Source organism: Pseudomonas sp. LAIL14HWK12:I7 (genome assembly GCF_000483465.1).
In the GTDB taxonomy this organism is placed as follows: Bacteria; Pseudomonadota; Gammaproteobacteria; order Pseudomonadales; family Pseudomonadaceae; genus Aquipseudomonas; species Aquipseudomonas kermanshahensis.
Genome location: NZ_AXYZ01000001.1, coordinates 661935 through 678908 on the forward strand (window position 1 = coordinate 661935; position 16974 = coordinate 678908).

The window sequence follows — 16974 nt, forward strand, 5'->3', positions numbered from 1 at the left end:
CATCAACCGATGGTCATCAGGCTCGCATTACCCCCCGCAGCAGCAGTATTCACACTCACCGCCCGCTCGATCACCAAGCGCTCCAGCGCAATCTGGTGGTCGCCGCTGGACAGCCCGTGCACACCGACGATCGCCCCGGCACGCTTGGCCACTTGCTGGCACACGCTACGCAGTTGGTCCGAATCGCCATGGTGGATCACGGCGTCGAACGCCACTTCATCCTTGTTCCAATCCGCTACCAGCTTGACCTTGGCCTGCAGCTCTTTCGGCAGGCGGGCGCGCAGGGCTTTGCCCGGTTCGCTGTCAGCCCATACCGCCGAGCTGCCAACCGCCAGGACGGCAGCAAACTGCGCCAGCAGGTCGGCTTCGTTGTCCGCCAGGCACAGCACGTGCTCGCGCGGCAGGATGGTGTAGCTGTTGCGCTCGCCGGTCGGGCCTGGCAGCAGGCGGGCGATGCCGCTCTGCGACTGGCCGGCAAACTGGGTGCACAGCGCAGCCAGGTCGGCCTGCTGGTTGCTCTCGGCCCAGGCCTTGAGGCTGTGCAGCGGCTTGATCAGCTGCTCGTGCAGGGTGCGGTCAGGCTTGCCTTCGCCATCCTGCTGCTGGAAGTGACGGCCAATGGCGTCGGCCGGGCGGGTCGACAGCAGGCGGTACAGGTACAGCGGGCCGCCGGCTTTCGGGCCGGTACCGGACAGGCCTTCACCACCGAACGGCTGCACGCCGACCACCGCGCCAACGATGTTGCGGTTGACGTACATGTTGCCGGCGTTGGCGGTTTCCACCACTTTGGCGATGGTTTCGTCGATGCGGGTGTGCACGCCGAGGGTCAGGCCGTAACCGGAGTTGTTGATCTGCTCGATCAGTTGGTCGAGGTTGCGGCGGTTGTAGCGCACCACGTGCAGCACTGGGCCGAAGATCTCGCGCTTGAGTTCGTCGAAGCTGTCCAGCTCGATCAGGGTTGGCATGACGAAGGTGCCGCGTTTGACCTCGGCCGCATCGGCGATGGCAACCTGGTAGACCGAGCGGCCTTTTTCACGCATGCCCTGGATGTGCTTCTCGATGCCAGCCTTGGCTTCGGCGTCGATCACCGGGCCAATGTCCACGGCCAGGCGGTCCGGGTTGCCCAGGCGGCTCTCGGCCATGGCACCCTTGAGCATCTCGATCACACGGTCGGCGGAGTCTTCCTGCAGGCACAGCACGCGCAGAGCCGAGCAGCGCTGGCCGGCGCTGTCGAAGGCCGAGGACACCACGTCGATCACCACCTGCTCGGTCAGGGCCGAGGAGTCGACGATCATCGCGTTCTGGCCGCCGGTTTCGGCGATCAGCGGGATCGGGCGGCCCTGGTTGTCCAGGCGGCCGGCGACGTTACGTTGCAGCAGGCGGGCCACTTCGGTGGAACCGGTGAACATCACGCCTTTGACGCGCTCGTCACCGACCAGACCGGCACCGACAGTCTCGCCGCGGCCTGGCAGCAGTTGCAGGACGCCTTCCGGAATGCCTGCTTCCAGCAGCAGGCGCACGGCCTGGGCGGCAATCAGCGGGGTTTGCTCGGCGGGCTTGGCCAGTACTGGGTTGCCCGCGGCGAGTGCAGCGGCGACCTGGCCGCTGAAGATTGCCAACGGGAAGTTCCACGGGCTGATGCACACCACTGGGCCCAATGGGCGGTGGGCGTCGTTGCTGAAGTCGTTGCGGGCTTGCACCGCGTAGTAGCGCAGGAAGTCCACGGCCTCGCGCACTTCGGCGATGGCGTTGGCGAAGGTTTTACCGGCCTCGCGGATGAGCAGGCCCATCAGCGGCTGGATCTCGGCTTCCATCAGGTCGGCGGTGCGCTCAAGGATCGCAGCGCGCTCGGCGGGCGGGGTGGCCTGCCAGATCGGTGCGGCGTTGAGGGCGCACTGGATGGCGTTGTCGACGTCGGCAACCGTGGCTTCCTGGACGTGGCCGACCACATCGCGGTGGTCCGCTGGGTTCAGCACCGGCACAGCAGCCGATTCGCTGGCGGCGCAGGCCAGCAGCGGGGTGGCTTTCCAGTCGTTGTGGGCAGTGGCCAGCATGGCGCAGGACAGCGACGCCAAGCGGTGTTCGTTGGCCATGTCGATACCGGCCGAGTTGGCCCGCTCAGTGCCGTACAGGTCACGCGGCAACGGGATGCGCGGGTGTGGCAGGCCGATGCCGCCTTCCTGGGTGGCCATGCGCTCGATGCTGGCGACCGGGTCGGCAACCAGTTCCTGGATGGAGATCGAGTGGTCGGCGATGCGGTTGACGAACGAGGTGTTGGCGCCGTTTTCCAGCAGGCGACGAACCAGATACGCAAGCAGGGTCTCGTGGGTGCCGACCGGTGCATAGACACGGCACGGACGGTTCAGCTTGCCGTCGGAAATCTTGCCGACCACTTGCTCGTACAGCGGCTCACCCATGCCGTGCAGGCACTGGAACTCGTACTGGCCGGGGTAATAGTTCTGGCCGGCGATGTGGTAGATGGCCGACAGGGTGTGGGCGTTGTGGGTGGCGAACTGCGGGTAGATGGCTTCGGGCACGGCCAGCAGTTTGCGTGCGCAGGCAACGTAGGACACATCGGTGTACACCTTGCGGGTGTAGACCGGGTAGCCTTCCAGGCCTTCGACCTGGGCGCGCTTGATTTCGCTGTCCCAGTAGGCGCCTTTCACCAGGCGGATCATCAGGCGGTGGCGGCTGCGCTTGGCCAGGTCGATGACATAGTCGATCACATACGGGCAGCGCTTCTGGTAGGCCTGGATGACGAAGCCGATACCGTTCCAGCCTGCCAGCGAGGGTTCGAAGCACAGGCGCTCGAGCAGGTCGAGCGACAGCTCCAGGCGGTCGGCTTCTTCGGCGTCGATGTTCAGGCCGATATCGTATTGCTTGGCCAGCAGGGTCAGCGACAGCAGGCGCGGGTACAGCTCTTCCATCACGCGCTCATACTGGGCGCGGCTGTAGCGCGGGTGCAGGGCCGACAGCTTGATCGAGATGCCTGGGCCTTCATAGATGCCGCGGCCATGCGAGGCTTTGCCGATCGAGTGGATCGCTTGCTCGTAGGATGCCAGGTACTTCTGTGCGTCGTGCTCGGTCAGTGCGGCTTCACCGAGCATGTCGTAGGAATAACGGAAGCCCTTGGCCTCGAAACGGCTGGCGTTGGCCAGGGCTTCGGCGATGGTTTCACCGGTGACGAACTGCTCGCCCATCAGGCGCATGGCCATGTCGACGCCCTTGCGGATCATCGGCTCGCCGCTTTTGCCGATGATACGGGTAAGCGACGAGGTGAGGCCGGATTCGTTATGGGTGGACACCAGCTTGCCGGTCAGCAGCAGGCCCCAGGTGGCGGCGTTGACGAACAGCGATGGGCTGTTGCCCAGGTGCGGCTGCCAGTTGCCGGTGCTGATCTTGTCGCGGATCAGCGCATCGCGGGTGCCCTTGTCTGGGATGCGCAGCAAGGCTTCTGCCAGGCACATCAGCGCCACGCCTTCCTGGGACGACAGCGAGAACTCTTGCAGCAGGCCCTGGACGATGCCAGCGCGGCCGCCAGCGCTCTTCTGGTTGCGCAGTTTTTCGGCGATTCCGGCCGCCAGTTTGTTGGTGGCCTCTGCCAGTGGCGCGCTCAGGCGAGCCTGCTCCAGCAGCATCGGAATGACTTCCTGCTCGGGGCGGCGGTAAGCGGCGGTGATGGCCGAGCGCAGTACCGATTGCGGCAGGATGCTCTCGGCGAATTCGAGGAAGCATTGGTGAGCATGGTCTGGCTGGACTTCGCCAGCATCGTCGACCAGGTTGCTGGCATGACCGTTGAGTTCGGTCAGGGTGGCACCACCCTCGAGCTTCTCCAGGTAATTGAAGATCGCTTGCTTGATCAACCAATGCGGCGTGCGGTCGATGGACTGCGCAGCTGCTTTGAGTCGCTCACGGGTAGGGTCATCGAGTTTGACCCCAAGGGTGGTCGTCGCCATTTCTTATCCTCATTATTGCCACGACTGTGGCCTAAGCTGACGCCAAGAGTAGCTGTAGGGCAATTCAGGTGCAACCAGGTGCAACCCGATTTTTTAACGGAAAAGGTGCAACTCGTCCGGCGAACATTCCTACACTTAATTAAAGGTTGTTTCTGGGGCAATTTAGTCTGAAAAATCCCGTTTTTGCTCCAAAAAGGAGCAAGAACGAGGCTTTAACTGAAAATGCATGAGTAGGTGCAACTTGAAACGGAAAAAGGGTTGCACCCTGTTTGCGATGTTGCATAGCATTCGCCACCTGGGTGCAACCGCCACGTTGTGGTTGTGCATGAAATAACAACAAACGCCAGGGCACACGCATGGGCAATCCACTAACGATCACCTTTGTGGTCTATATCGCAGCAATGGTACTGATCGGCTTCGCCGCGTATCGCGCCACCAATAACCTTTCCGACTACATCCTGGGCGGTCGAAGCCTGGGTAGCGTGGTCACTGCGCTCTCTGCCGGTGCTTCCGACATGAGCGGCTGGCTGCTGATGGGCCTGCCGGGCGCCATCTACTTCTCCGGCCTGTCCGAAGCCTGGATCGCCATCGGCCTGACCGTCGGCGCCTACCTGAACTGGCTGTTCGTTGCGGGTCGCCTGCGGGTGCAGACCGAGCACAACGGCGATGCCTTGACGCTGCCGGACTACTTCTCCAGCCGCTTCGAAGACCAGAGCGGCCTGCTGCGGATCATCTCGGCCATCGTCATCCTGGTGTTCTTCACTATCTATTGCGCGTCTGGCATCGTCGCCGGTGCGCGTCTGTTCGAAAGCACCTTCGGCATGCCGTACGAGACGGCGCTGTGGGCTGGCGCTGCCGCCACCATCGCCTACACCTTCGTCGGTGGCTTCCTGGCGGTGAGCTGGACCGACACCGTGCAGGCTTCGCTGATGATTTTCGCGCTGATCCTCACCCCGGTGATCGTGCTGATCTCGACCGGTGGCTTCGACACCACCTTCCTGGCCATCGAAGCGCAGAACCCGGCCAACTTCGACATGTTCAAGGGTGCAACTTTCATCGGCATCATCTCGCTGATGGGTTGGGGCCTGGGCTACTTCGGCCAGCCGCACATCCTGGCGCGCTTCATGGCCGCTGACTCGGTCAAGTCGATCGCCAAGGCCCGTCGCATTTCCATGACGTGGATGATCCTGTGCCTGGCCGGTACCTGTGCCGTGGGCTTCTTCGGCATCGCCTACTTCTCGGCCAACCCTGATCTTGCGGGCCCGGTGACCGAGAACCACGAGCGTGTGTTCATCGAACTGGCGAAGATCCTGTTCAACCCATGGATCGCGGGCGTGTTGCTGTCGGCCATCCTGGCGGCGGTGATGAGCACCTTGAGCTGCCAGCTGCTGGTGTGCTCCAGTGCCCTGACCGAAGACTTCTACAAAGCCTTCCTGCGCAAGGGTGCTTCGCAGCGTGAACTGGTGTGGGTCGGCCGCCTGATGGTGCTGGCGGTTGCCCTGATTGCCATCGCCATGGCAGCCAACCCGGAAAACCGCGTGTTGGGCCTGGTGGCCTACGCCTGGGCGGGCTTCGGTGCGGCCTTTGGTCCGGTGGTGCTGATCTCGGTACTGTGGAAAGGCATGACCCGTAACGGCGCCCTTGCCGGTATCGTGGTGGGTGCGTTGACCGTGATCCTGTGGAAGCAATTCGACACCCTTGGGCTGTACGAAATCATCCCAGGCTTCCTCTTCGCCAGCATCGCCATCGTCGTGGTGAGCAAGCTGGGTAGCCCGTCGACGGCGATGGTTCAGCGCTTCGAAACGGCTGATGCGGCGTATCACGCGGACAAGTAATACCCGTTGAACAGGCGGCGCCCGCGAAGCAGGCGCCGCCGATCGACAGCCAGGCCTGACTCCGCCTGCAAGGCAAGGTAAACTTGCCACCCCCGCAGGAGTTGCCATGAACTATCGTCACGCCTTCCACGCCGGCAACCACGCCGACGTCCTCAAGCACATCGTGCTGACCCGCCTCATCGCCCTGATGTCGCGCAAGGAGCAGCCGTTCGCCTATATCGATACCCACGCAGGCCTTGGCCTGTATGACTTGCAGGGCGATCAGGCGACCCGCACCGGTGAATACCTCGAAGGCGTTGCCCGGTTGTGGAACCGCGACGACCTGCCGGCCATGGCAGGCGATTACCTGCGCATCATCAAGCGCCTCAATGCCGATGGCGAGTTGCGTTACTACCCAGGTTCGCCAGAGCTGGCTCGCCGCCTGATGCGTCAGCAAGACCGCGCCCTGCTCAACGAGAAGCACCCCGAAGACGGGCCGCTGCTCAAAGAGAACATGAAGAAAGACCCACGCGTCTTCGTTCACCTGGGCGAGGGCTGGCATGTGCCGCGCGCCCTGCTGCCGGTGCAGGAAAAGCGCGCGATCATGCTGATCGACCCGCCGTTCGAGCAGGCCGATGAGCTCAAACGCTGTACCACCTCGATGAAAGAGGCGATCGGCCGCATGCGCCAAACCGTCGCGGCCATCTGGTACCCGATCAAGGACCAGCGCTCGCTGACCCGCTTCTATCAGGACCTCACCAGCACTGGCGCGCCCAAGTTGCTGCGTGTGGAGTTGTATGTGCACCATCAGGACAGCCCGCAGGGGCTCAACGGCTCTGGCCTGGCCATTGCCAACCCGCCGTGGGGGCTGGAGGAAGAGCTGAAGGAACTGCTGCCCTGGCTCGCCAAAGAGCTGGCGCAGACGGCGGGTAGCTACCGGATGGACTGGCTGATCGCCGAGTAAAGCGGTTCCCCAGCTGGCCTTATCGCCGGCAAGCCGGCTCCCACAGGTACGGCGCTGCTCTTAGGGGCTGCGCCGAACCTGTGGGAGCCGGCTTGCCGGCGATAGGGCCAGTTGGAATTGTTTGCGTTATAATCTCGCCCTTTAGCCGCCATCCGCCCACGAGGCCGTTGGCGCATCTCTACCGAAAGAAGAGGCTAATCCCTTGGCATTGACGATTCTTGGCCTGTCCGGCGCCCTTAGCCATGACCCTTCCGCGGCCCTGTACATTGACGGCAAGCTGATTGCCGCCGCCGAAGAAGAGCGCTTCGTGCGTGACAAGCATGCGAAGAACCGCATGCCCTACGAGTCGGCGAAGTTCTGCCTGGAGCAGGCAGGCATCAAGCCATCCGACGTCGACGTGGTAGCCATTCCGTTCGCCCCGATCAGCCTGTTCGGCAAGGCCCGCTGGCACTATGCCAAGCGCTACTGGTATGCCCCGGACCGCGCCCTCGACGCGATCCTGATGGGCAACCGTCGCTACAAGCGCTACCGCAAGAAGATCGTCTGGTGCCTGGAGCAACTGGGCTTCGACCCGAAAAAGGTCAAGATCGAACCGGTCGAGCACCACCTGGCTCACGCCTCCAGCGCCTACCACTGCTCGGGTTTCAAGGAAAAGACCGCGATCCTGGGTATTGACGGTAAGGGCGAGTACGCCACGACCTTCTTCGGCTATGGCGAAAACGGCAAGATCCACAAGATCAAGGAATTCTTCGACCCGGACTCCCTGGGCGGCCTGTATGGCGCGATCACCGAGTTCCTCGGTTTCGAAATGCTCGACGGCGAGTTCAAGGTCATGGGCATGGCGCCGTACGGCGACGCCAGCAAATATGACTTCTCGCGCCTGGCCAGCTTCGAGAACGGCGAACTGGTGATCAACACCGAATACGCCAACGTCATCGGCCTGCGCCGCTATAAAGAGAAGGGCAAGGGCTTCTACTTCTCGCCGAAGCTGATCGAGTGGCTGGGCCCCAAGCGCGAAGGCGACATCGCCGACGAGCCGTACATCCACTACGCCGCCAGCATGCAGGCGCTGTTCGAGAAGCTGGCCCTGCAGATGATCGACCATTACCTGGGCGATACCTTGAAGCAGACCGGCAAGCTGGCCTTCGCCGGCGGCTGCGCGCTGAACGTCAAGCTCAACCAGAAGATCATCGCTCGCCCGGATGTGAAGGAGCTGTTCGTTCAGCCTGCTTCCGGTGATGCCGGTACTGCGGTGGGTGCCGCGGCCTATGTGTCCCATGCCCGCGGCGTGCCGGTCGAGAAGATGGAACACGTCTACCTCGGCCCGTCGTACTCCAACGAGGACGTGATCGCCGCCTGTGCCCGTCACCCGGACCAGCCGAAGTGGCGCAAGCTCGACAACATGCCCGAGCAGATCGCCAAGATCATGGTCGACGGCAACCCGGTGGCCTGGTTCCAGGGCCGCATGGAATTCGGCCCGCGCGCCCTGGGTGGTCGTTCGATCATCGGCTGCCCGAGCGTAGAAGGCGTGGCTGACCGCATCAACCACCAGATCAAGTTCCGCGAGCGCTGGAGACCTTTCTGCCCGTCGATGCTCGACACCGTCGCCCCGCAGATGATCAAGGTCGATCACCCGGCGCCGTTCATGACCTTCACCTTCGAAGTGGCTGAAGAGTGGAAAACCCGCGTACCGGAGGTGGTCCACGAGGACGGCACTTCGCGTGCCCAGGTGCTCAAGCGCGAATACAACCCGCGTTACTACGACATGATGAAGGCGCTGGAAAACCTGACCGGCAACGGCGTGTCGCTGAACACTTCCCTGAACCGTCGGGGTGAACCGATGATCTGCTCGCCGACCGATGCCCTGAACATGTTCTTCGGCTCGGACCTGCAGTACCTGATCATGGAAGACATCCTGGTAGTGAAGGACGGCGCGGCCGCGTATGACCAGCCGCTCTGAACCGCGCATCCTGCAGTTCTGCCATGGCTATGACGGGCCGTTTCTGGACTGTGCCCGTCAGTACGCCAGCCTGTTTCAGGGGCGTGGCTACCAGGTCACTACGGTGTTTCTCACCGGCGCCGCCGACCCGCAAGTCGCGGCCGGCTGCGCGTCGGACGAGGTGCTGTTCCTGGAGTTCAGCTCCAAGGCCGTGCGTGGGCTGAAGCTTGGCGCCATCCGTGCTTTGCGGCGGATTGCGGCTGAGCGCCATTTCAGTTTCTGCATCGCCCACCGGTTCAAGCCGATCTATGTCGCCTTGTTGGGCACTGGCCTGCCGGTGATCGGTGTGCACCACGCCTTTGGCGACTATCAGCGCAAAGGACGGCGGCTGTTTGCCAACCTGTTCAGCAAGCGTCTGAGCCTGCTCGGCGTTTCCGATGCGGTGCGGGACGACATGCGCCGCTGCCTGCCCGCATGGCCGGCTGAACGTATCCAGACCCTGTACAACCGTATCGACATCGAGGCCCTGCAGGCTGCATTGGTGCCTCGGGACGCAGCGCGCGAGGCACTTGGCCTCGACCCTCAGGCGTGGATCGTCGGCAACGTCGGCCGCCTGCACCCGGACAAAGACCAGGCCACGCTGTTGCGCGGTTTTGCCCAAGCGCTGCCGGGGCTGCCTGCTGGCGCGCGCCTGGCGATACTGGGCAAAGGCCGCCTGGAAGCCGAGCTCAAGGCACTGGCTGCCGAGCTGGGTATCGCCGCGCAAGTGGACTTCCTCGGCCAGGTGCCGGATGCCCGCCGTTATTTCACCGCGTTCGATGTGTTCGCCTTGAGTTCGGACCACGAGCCGTTCGGCATGGTCCTGCTTGAAGCCATGGTGGCGGGCGTACCGGTGCTGGCCACGGCCTGCGGCGGTGCCCGCGAAGTGGTCGAAGGTGTGGGTGTGCTGTTCCCGCTCGGTGACGCTGGGCAGCTGGCCCAAGGCCTGAAGCACATGGCCACGCTGGATGAGCAGCAGCGCGAAGCGTGCGCCGAGCACATGCTGCAACGCCTGCACCAGCGCTTTTCTGACCCGGTGGTGCGCGAGGCCTTCTGGCAGTTGCCGCAGGTGCGTGCCCTGGTGGCGCAGGCGTGATGCTCAATCATATCCAAGCCTTCCGCGAACGCGGCTGGCAAGTCATCGACGCCAACGCGTATGCCGAAGCCTGGGCACGTTTTGGCGGCAGCGTGGCCACGCACCCGCTGGTGGTCGAGCAGTTGGCCGAGCTGGCGCAAATTCCCGTGCGCTACTTGGGTTGGCTGCAAGGCGGCGAGCTGAAGGCAGCGATCCCGACGTGGGGGCGCCACCTGGCGCTGTCCAAGGACGTGCTCAAGCGTGCGGGCAAGAAAGGCCTGTTCGACCTCGGCAACGCCGAGATCATCCTGCCGGCCGCCGCCGATGCTGGCGCGCCACTGCGCCATGCCGCGCGTTACCTGTCCGAGCTGAACCAGGGCCGCTTCACCGGGCTCAAGGCGCAGACCGAGCAGTTGGCCATGGCCCGTGCCCACGAGGACCTGTCGAAAAAGTTTCGCTACAACCAGCGCCGCGAGTTGCGTTTGCTGGAAGAGGCGGGCGGGGTGGTGCGGCCGATCAGTGACTTTGACGCCGGCCAGATTGCCGCCATGTACCGTGACCTGTTCCAGCGTCGCTGGGGCTTCCCGGCCACCGGTGCCGAGCGCATTGACGAGGTGCTCGAGCGTTTGCGCGAGTTGTTGATTGGTTCGGTGCTGTTGCTCGACGACAAGCCCATCGCGATTCAGTTGGTGTATCGCGTCGAGGCGCCCGAGTGGATCAGCGTCGAGTACGTCAATGGCGGTGTCGACCCGGAAACCAAGGCGTTCAGCCCCGGGAGCGTGCTGAGCTTCCTGAATACCCAGGCGGCCTGGGAAGACGCCCGGGCGCGTAACAAACCCCTGCGGTTCTCGTTCGGTCGCGCCGACCGCGAGTACAAGGACCGCTGGTGCAATCCCGTGCCGGTGTTTCAGGCGTGAGCCGCAAGCAGCAGTTGCTCAAGCGCCACCGGCGCAACAAGCGCCTGGGCCTGCTTGCAGGCCTGCTCGTGCTGATCGGGCTGGGTGTATTCAGCTGGTGGTGGCTGCCGCTGTTGTTGCTGCCGCTGGTGTGGGCCGCCCACGAGGCCTGGTTCGCGGACCACCTGTTCTACGCGCCCACCGAGGACTATGCCTACAACTTCGGTGAGCAGGCCCGCGCAGCCTCGGCCAGCCTGCAAAACGGCCTGTTGAAGGCCGACGCAGCGCTGCAAGGCGACGAAACCCTGGTCTTGGAGCTGCGGGTAAAGAGCACCTGGTTGGGGCGGTTTCTCGACCCGCGGGTGGAGCTGTTGGCGGATGAGCTGACGGACCGGCAGGCGTTCGAGCGCGGTGTCGACGGGGTTCGCTTCCTCAACCTGACCGGCCTGGCCGCGCCGCTCCAGGCCGGTACGCTGCGTATGCGTGGCCGCCATTGCCGGCTGCAGGGCGAACCGCGCCTGTGGATAACCCCCAGCGTCGAGTTGCAGCGCCGTCGCGTGATGGTCATTGCGCCCCATGCCGATGACGCTGAGCTGGCAGCTTATGGCCTGTACAGCCAAGCCGACGAAACCTGGGTGGTCACCCTGACTGCCGGCGAAATCGAAGCCGAGCACTATCAACAGATGGGCTTGGGCAAAGCCGAGGCGGCGCGCCTCAAAGGCCGTTTGCGTGCCTGGGACAGCATTGCCGTGCCGCGCTGGGCGGGCGTGCCGGAATCGCGCTGTGTGCAGTTGGGCTACTTCTGCCTGCAACTGCCGGCCATGCAGGCCGCGCCGGATGTGCCGGCCGCTTCACGCGAAGCCGACATGGCCGATATCCGCCCGTTCCGCCAGTTCAACCCCTTCGCGCTGCCCGCCGACAGTGATGGTGCGCCGACCTGGCACAACCTGCTGGCTGACCTGCGCGCGTTGCTGGTCATGGCCAAGCCCGAAGTGCTGGTCATGCCGCACCCGCAACTCGACCCGCACCCTGACCATATCTGTGCCCAGGCGGCCGTGCTGGAAGCCTTGCAGGGCCTGGAGTGGCAGCCGCAAACGCTGCTGTGCTATGCCAACCACCTGCATGACAACGACCGCTGGCCAATGGGTGACAGCGGCGACGGTGTGGCCTTGCCGCCGCAACTGAGTGCCGACCAGCCGTGGGCGCCGTGCGCGCTGGTGCTGGGCCTGCCGACCCAACACGACAAGGCCATGGCCCTGGGCATGATGCACGACCTGCAGCCCCCGGCGCCGTTCAAGCGCCGCCTGCGCCGCCTGTTGCAACGCTGGCTGGCCGGGCGCCGGCCGTCGCCCTATGGCGAGAACGAATTCTTCCGCAAGGCCGTGCGCCGACATGAACTGTTCTGGCGGCGTGAGCTGTAGGCGCGCCCCCTGGTTGACCGCGATGGCGCTGAGCGCCCAAGGAACGCAATGAAAGTCTTATTTCTGGTGCAGAAGGAACAGCGGGCGATCCTCGACCGCCTGTACGATGGCGTCGCGGCCAACTGCGAATGTGACCTGCGCTGGCTGACCAGTGAAGACCAGCGTAACCTGCGCCGCTACTTCAAGCGTGAGGTGCAGGTGGAGCGTTATGACCGCATCGTGTTCTTCCTGCGCTTCAAGCAGGAGATCCGCCAGGTGGCGTTCATCCAGACGGTGCCTAACCTGGTCATCCTCGAGCACGACGCCTACCAGAACTACATCCCCTGCAAGTACACCGGCAAGTTCAGCGCGCATTACCGCAAGCTGCCGTGGGCGCGGGTGATCAGTTCGGGCTACATGGTCAGTGAGCGCCTGCGCCAGGAGGGCTTTGACGCGGTATTCGTGCCCAAAGGCTACGATGAGCACCTGCTGACCGACCAAGGCCGTGAGCGCGACATCGAACTGGCGTTCGTGGGCAGCACCAACAGCGTTGCCTACAGTGGGCGCAAGGCGCTGCTGGACGAGCTGGGGCGGGTCGAGAACCTGGTAGTGACCCGTACCAAGTCGGGCGAGGACTACTGCAACACGCTCAACCGTATTCGTTTCTTCGTCAGTGCCGACGTCGGCATGGGCGAGTACATGATCAAAAACTTCGAAGCCATGGCCTGTGGCTGTGTGTTGCTGGCGTTCGACCAGGGCGCGGAAGAAAACCGCGCCCTGGGCCTGCAAGACATGCACAACGTGGTGTTCTACGACAGCATTCCGACCCTCCAGGAAAAGCTTGGCCGTTTGCGGGCCGACCCTGCGCTGGCACAGCGGATTGCAGAAAATGGCCGCCATCTGGCGGTTTCCCGTTTCAGTTTCGGTGAAGTTGGACGTAGCATCGTCGACCACATGCGCCCTGCGCTCAGGCCTCATCCGCCGTTGTCTGCCTGGCAGCGGCTACGCCTGAAGCTGGGTATTTAAAAAGAGCTTTCGTGCCTACGGAGCGGGCGCTGGAAGTCGATTGTCGCAATGCGGAGGGAGTCCGGTGCGCTTTTCAAATGAGAGTGACGTCACGCTGGTCGTGACAAGTTGTGGGCGGTTCGATCTGCTCAAAGATACCCTTGAGAGTTTCGATCGCTACAACACCGCGCCCATTCGCGAAGTCTTCATCACCGAAGATTCAGGTGACGAGGCCGTGCATGGGGCAGTGCCGGAGCACTGGAAACCGCACTGCACGGTGTTCGTCAACCGGCCAAAACTGGGCCAGCTGCCGTCGATCGACCTGGCTTATAGCCACGTCAAGACGCCCTACATCTTCCACTGCGAGGATGACTGGCATTTCTATCGGCAGGGCTTTGTCGAAGACTCCCGGGCCATCCTGGAGGTCAGCCCCAACCTGTTGCAGGTCTGGCTGCGCAGCCATGCCCACGACCTGGCCGTGCACAGCCCCTACATCCACCTGGGCGATCGCCAGGTGATCGCGGGCGTGCCGTGCTACCCATTGCTGTCCGAGAAGGCCGACTGGCAAGCGTTTTCGCTCAACCCCGGCCTGCGTCGACTGAGCGATTATCAGCGCTGTGCGCCATTTGCCGCCTATGCTGGAGAAAAGGCGCTTTCCCGTCGCTATTCAGAGTTAAATCTGACAGCGGTCACCTTGGAGGGTGATGCAGTATTGCACACAGGATTTGGTAATCACGTGACCTTGCCGGTAGAAGTAGAGCGCAAGGCCAAACGTCGTCAACGTGACCGAATAAAGCTGGCATTGACGCTGGTGGCGGGTGCCGTAATCGGCATGGGTATCACCATTTTTGTTCAATGAAGTCGCAGTCCCACCTGACTTGAGCGGGAGAGGGGCGCTAACCCCATGAACATCGTCAATATGATGTGGGCAGGCGGTTCGCCGTACATGTCCATCCACAAGGTTCATCGACAGGTGCTGTCTCATGCGGGCCCCGATGCCAGGATCAGCAACTGGCTGCTATTAGGCAGCGGGCTTTGCTGTGGGCTCGGTTCGACCCGGGAGTGGCACATGCCACCGCGTGCGCTCAAGGGCCGGCACCTGTGGCGACTGCTGCGCCCGTGGCTGCGCATGCGGCTGCGCAAGGCGCTGGCCGAGGCTCAGGCCGAAATCGTGCTGCTCGATGGTGTCGGCGTCGCCCGGCTGGTGCTGCCGCTGTTGCAGCAGATTCCCAACGTACGCGCCAAGGTGCTGTTCCATGGCAAGACACGGCTGACGGCAAGCGACATCCGCTTGTTGCGCACGCTACCCGCCGAGCGCCTGAGCATTGCGGCGGTTTCCCATACGCTTGCCGAAGCCCTTGAACGTGATCTCGGCAGGCCCGTACAGACCCTGCGCATGGCGCTGGACCCACGGGCGTTCGTCGAGCCGCTGTTGAGCCGCGAGCAGGCCCGGCAAGCGCTGGCGTTGCAGCCTGGCAATGGGCAGGTGTTGGGTGCAGTGGGGCGGCTGGTCGAAAGCAAAGGCTTTGAAATGCTGATCGAGGCGTTTGCCAAGGCCGCTATCCACAAGCCTGATCTGCAACTCGCAATCATCGGTGAAGGCCCCTTGCATGCCGTGCTGCAAGCGCGCATCGACGCGTTGGGCCTGGCCGGGCGTGTGCACCTGTGCGGTCACCGTGAAGACCTACAGCAGCTCTACCGCGCGTTTGACTGGCTACTGGTGCCTTCGCGGTCAGAAGGCTTGGGGTTGGTCGTGCAAGAGGCGGTGATGGCCGATGTGCCGGTGGTCTGCAGCGACCTGTTGGTCTTCCGTGAGCAGTTGCTGGACACCGGTGGCTACCTGCCAATTGCTGACCAGTCAGCCTGGGCCGCGGCGATAGAGCGCTGCAGCGTGCCCGGCGCCACAGCGCTGGCTGCCCGGCAACGCCAGGCATTGGCGCCGGAGCAGGCCTGGCAGGCTTTCCAGAACGGGTCGCAAAGCCTGCTGCGCAGTTGAGTGTCAGCGGGCCAGCAGGGCGGCCTCGAAGTCGGCGAGGGGGAACCGGTCACCCAGGTTCTCCCGCTGAATGTAGTTCACCATGTGCTGCACGTTGCGCCGAATCATGCGTGCAGACAGCGGCGGGCGCAGGAAGCGCATGTCGGCCACGTCGATCAAGCCCAGGCGCTGGTCGGGGGTGACCACGACATTGCCCAGGTGCAACGAGCGGAAGTAGACACCGCTGCGGTGCAGTTGGCGGATCAACTCGATCAACCGCGGCAGGTAAGTGTCCCAGCTGAAGTCAGCGTCGCGCGACATTTGCAGCAGCGTGCGCCCAGGCAGCGGGCGGTACAGCACCGCCGTTCTACCGGGCAAGTCAAGTTTGTGCTGGCTGATCACCTCGAGGGTAGGAATGCCCAATTGCGCCAGGCGCGCGGCGTTGTCGACGAAGCGCTGGGAATAGGGGCGCAGCAGCGCAGATGAAATCAGTCGCTTACGACGAAAAACCTTGAGGAAATTACCATTCTCGAGCAGGTAGACTTTGGCGCCATGGCTGTCTGCCTCTAGCACCTGTGCGCCTAGTGTCAGCTGATCGAATTCGACCTGGGTGAGCCGGGAGCATTGCATGAATAGGGCCTTGTCGTCTGGCGAGCAAAATGACCGGCAATAATGCCGAAAATAATGCGGTAGCACCATGGATGGTGTCTTTGATTCATCGGGGGAAAGGATGTTGTATGAAAAAAACTGGGCGCGCGCCTGGTTAGGATTGGGTCTGGTCTGGTTCTTGGCGGCGATTGCGCTGGCGCCCAGCAATAAGCTGTACCAGCAAGGGCTGGTGCTGTTCTTGTGGTTGCCGACGTTGCTGTTGGCGTGGTCTGCCCGGCAGGTGCTGGCTGAGGCTTGGCGGCGCCAGCCGGCCTTGTGGGCGAGCGTGCTGCTGTTGCTGGCGTGGAGCGGGATCAGTTTGGCCTGGTCGCCGTCCGAGGAACCCGGGCGCGAAATCAAGCGGCTGATTTATATCCTGGTGTTTCTGATGGCATTCCCGCTGTTGGCGCAGCGCGGTCAGCAGCGAATTCGCCACTTGTTGGCGTTTGGCAGCGGCTTGCTGGGCCTCGCTGCGCTGATCTCGATCATCAACTTCTATGGTGTGCAGGGCAACCCGCTGCCGGTACGGCTGGGGGGGATCGGCGAGATTTCGCACCCGATCCTGGGCGCTTATGTGATTGGCGCTGCCGCGCTGCTGCTGCTTTACCAACCGCCGCGTCATCGCGGCCTGCAGTTGGCCTGGCTGGTGGCGCTGGCCTGCCTGGGGGCCTTCGCGGTGCTTAGCCAGAGCCGTGGCGCGGTGCTGGCCCTGGTCATCACTGTGGTGCTGGCGCCGCTGTGGTTCCGCGACCGCCACAGCCGGCTGTTCGCCATCCTCGCCATGATCGCCACCGCTGCGGCCTTCTACACCCTGTTCAGCCTGATCGCCGAGCGCGGCTCATCGTACCGCCCGGAGATTTTCCATGCGGTGCTGAACATGATCGCCGCCCACCCTTGGACTGGGCTGGGGCTGGGCGCGGCGTACGATGTGAACGCCGTTGGCCTGCACTTCGACCATACCCACAACATGTTCACCCACGTTGCCGTGGAAATGGGCCTGCCCGGCATGCTGCTGTGGGTGGCCGTGTGGCTGTACACCCTGGCTGAAATTGTCCGGGCACGCGGCACGCTGTTCGGCAAGATCCTGCTGTGCTTCTGGGTTTACTCGACCCTGGCCATGCAGTTCGATGCCGCCAGCCTCACTGGTACGCCGCGTGCAGAGTGGTTCATCAGCTGGCTGCCGGTCGGCCTGGCCATGATGTTGCCTTGGGGGCGTGCCGAAAATGACGCCTGTGGTAAAATTTCCGGTTCAACCTGAACAGC

Annotated in this window: 12 protein-coding genes; 10 read left to right on the forward strand and 2 right to left on the reverse strand. The window is 63.4% G+C overall.

What is annotated here, in order from left to right; translation table 11 throughout:
• Positions 1–2: 2 nt before the first annotated feature.
• Positions 3–3956 carry a trifunctional transcriptional regulator/proline dehydrogenase/L-glutamate gamma-semialdehyde dehydrogenase gene (gene putA / locus D886_RS0102980; RefSeq protein WP_027592482.1) on the reverse strand — a complete coding sequence of 1318 codons (3954 nt, stop codon included), beginning with the start codon at positions 3954–3956 and terminating at the stop codon, positions 3–5.
• 356 nt (positions 3957–4312) lie between these two features.
• Here putA and putP point away from each other — a divergent pair, with 356 nt between their 5' ends.
• The 9 genes from putP (at position 4313) to D886_RS0103025 (ending at position 15084) form a co-directional block, all read left to right on the forward strand.
• A complete protein-coding gene (gene putP, locus D886_RS0102985; protein WP_027592483.1) occupies positions 4313–5791 on the forward strand; it encodes a sodium/proline symporter PutP in 1479 nt (492 codons plus the stop codon).
• A gap of 106 nt (positions 5792–5897) precedes the next feature.
• The gene (locus tag D886_RS0102990; protein ID WP_027592484.1) at positions 5898–6734 is read left to right on the forward strand and encodes a 23S rRNA (adenine(2030)-N(6))-methyltransferase RlmJ; all 837 of its coding nucleotides are present in this window, start codon (positions 5898–5900) and stop codon (positions 6732–6734) included.
• A gap of 202 nt (positions 6735–6936) precedes the next feature.
• Positions 6937–8694 carry a carbamoyltransferase gene (locus tag D886_RS0102995; RefSeq protein ID WP_027592485.1) on the forward strand — a complete coding sequence of 586 codons (1758 nt, stop codon included), beginning with the start codon at positions 6937–6939 and terminating at the stop codon, positions 8692–8694.
• Positions 8678–9808 carry a glycosyltransferase gene (locus D886_RS0103000; RefSeq protein WP_027592486.1) on the forward strand — a complete coding sequence of 377 codons (1131 nt, stop codon included), beginning with the start codon at positions 8678–8680 and terminating at the stop codon, positions 9806–9808. Before D886_RS0102995 ends, D886_RS0103000 begins: the two co-directional genes overlap by 17 nt.
• Positions 9808–10704, forward strand: a complete 897-nt coding sequence (locus tag D886_RS0103005) for an antimicrobial resistance protein Mig-14 (protein ID WP_027592487.1) — start codon at positions 9808–9810, stop codon at positions 10702–10704. Before D886_RS0103000 ends, D886_RS0103005 begins: the two co-directional genes overlap by 1 nt.
• Positions 10701–12104 carry a PIG-L deacetylase family protein gene (locus D886_RS0103010; protein ID WP_027592488.1) on the forward strand — a complete coding sequence of 468 codons (1404 nt, stop codon included), beginning with the start codon at positions 10701–10703 and terminating at the stop codon, positions 12102–12104. The genes D886_RS0103005 and D886_RS0103010 overlap by 4 nt, the downstream gene beginning before the upstream one ends.
• A gap of 48 nt (positions 12105–12152) precedes the next feature.
• Positions 12153–13109, forward strand: coding sequence for a glycosyltransferase (locus D886_RS0103015; RefSeq protein ID WP_027592489.1), 957 nt, complete (start codon positions 12153–12155; stop codon positions 13107–13109).
• 64 nt (positions 13110–13173) lie between these two features.
• Positions 13174–13947, forward strand: coding sequence for a glycosyltransferase family 2 protein (locus tag D886_RS0103020; RefSeq protein WP_027592490.1), 774 nt, complete (start codon positions 13174–13176; stop codon positions 13945–13947).
• 45 nt (positions 13948–13992) lie between these two features.
• Positions 13993–15084 (forward strand): glycosyltransferase, encoded by a 1092-nt coding sequence (locus tag D886_RS0103025; protein WP_027592491.1) that lies wholly within the window; start codon positions 13993–13995, stop codon positions 15082–15084.
• Positions 15085–15087: 3 nt separating this feature from the next.
• On the opposite strand, the gene D886_RS0103030 is transcribed toward D886_RS0103025, so the two are convergent.
• Entirely contained in the window at positions 15088–15693 is a 606-nt protein-coding gene (locus D886_RS0103030; RefSeq protein ID WP_027592492.1) for a hypothetical protein, read from the reverse strand.
• A gap of 100 nt (positions 15694–15793) precedes the next feature.
• Between D886_RS0103030 and D886_RS0103035 the strand changes: the two genes are divergently transcribed.
• The gene (locus tag D886_RS0103035) at positions 15794–16969 is read left to right on the forward strand and encodes an O-antigen ligase (protein WP_027592493.1); all 1176 of its coding nucleotides are present in this window, start codon (positions 15794–15796) and stop codon (positions 16967–16969) included.
• Positions 16970–16974: the final 5 nt, after the last annotated feature.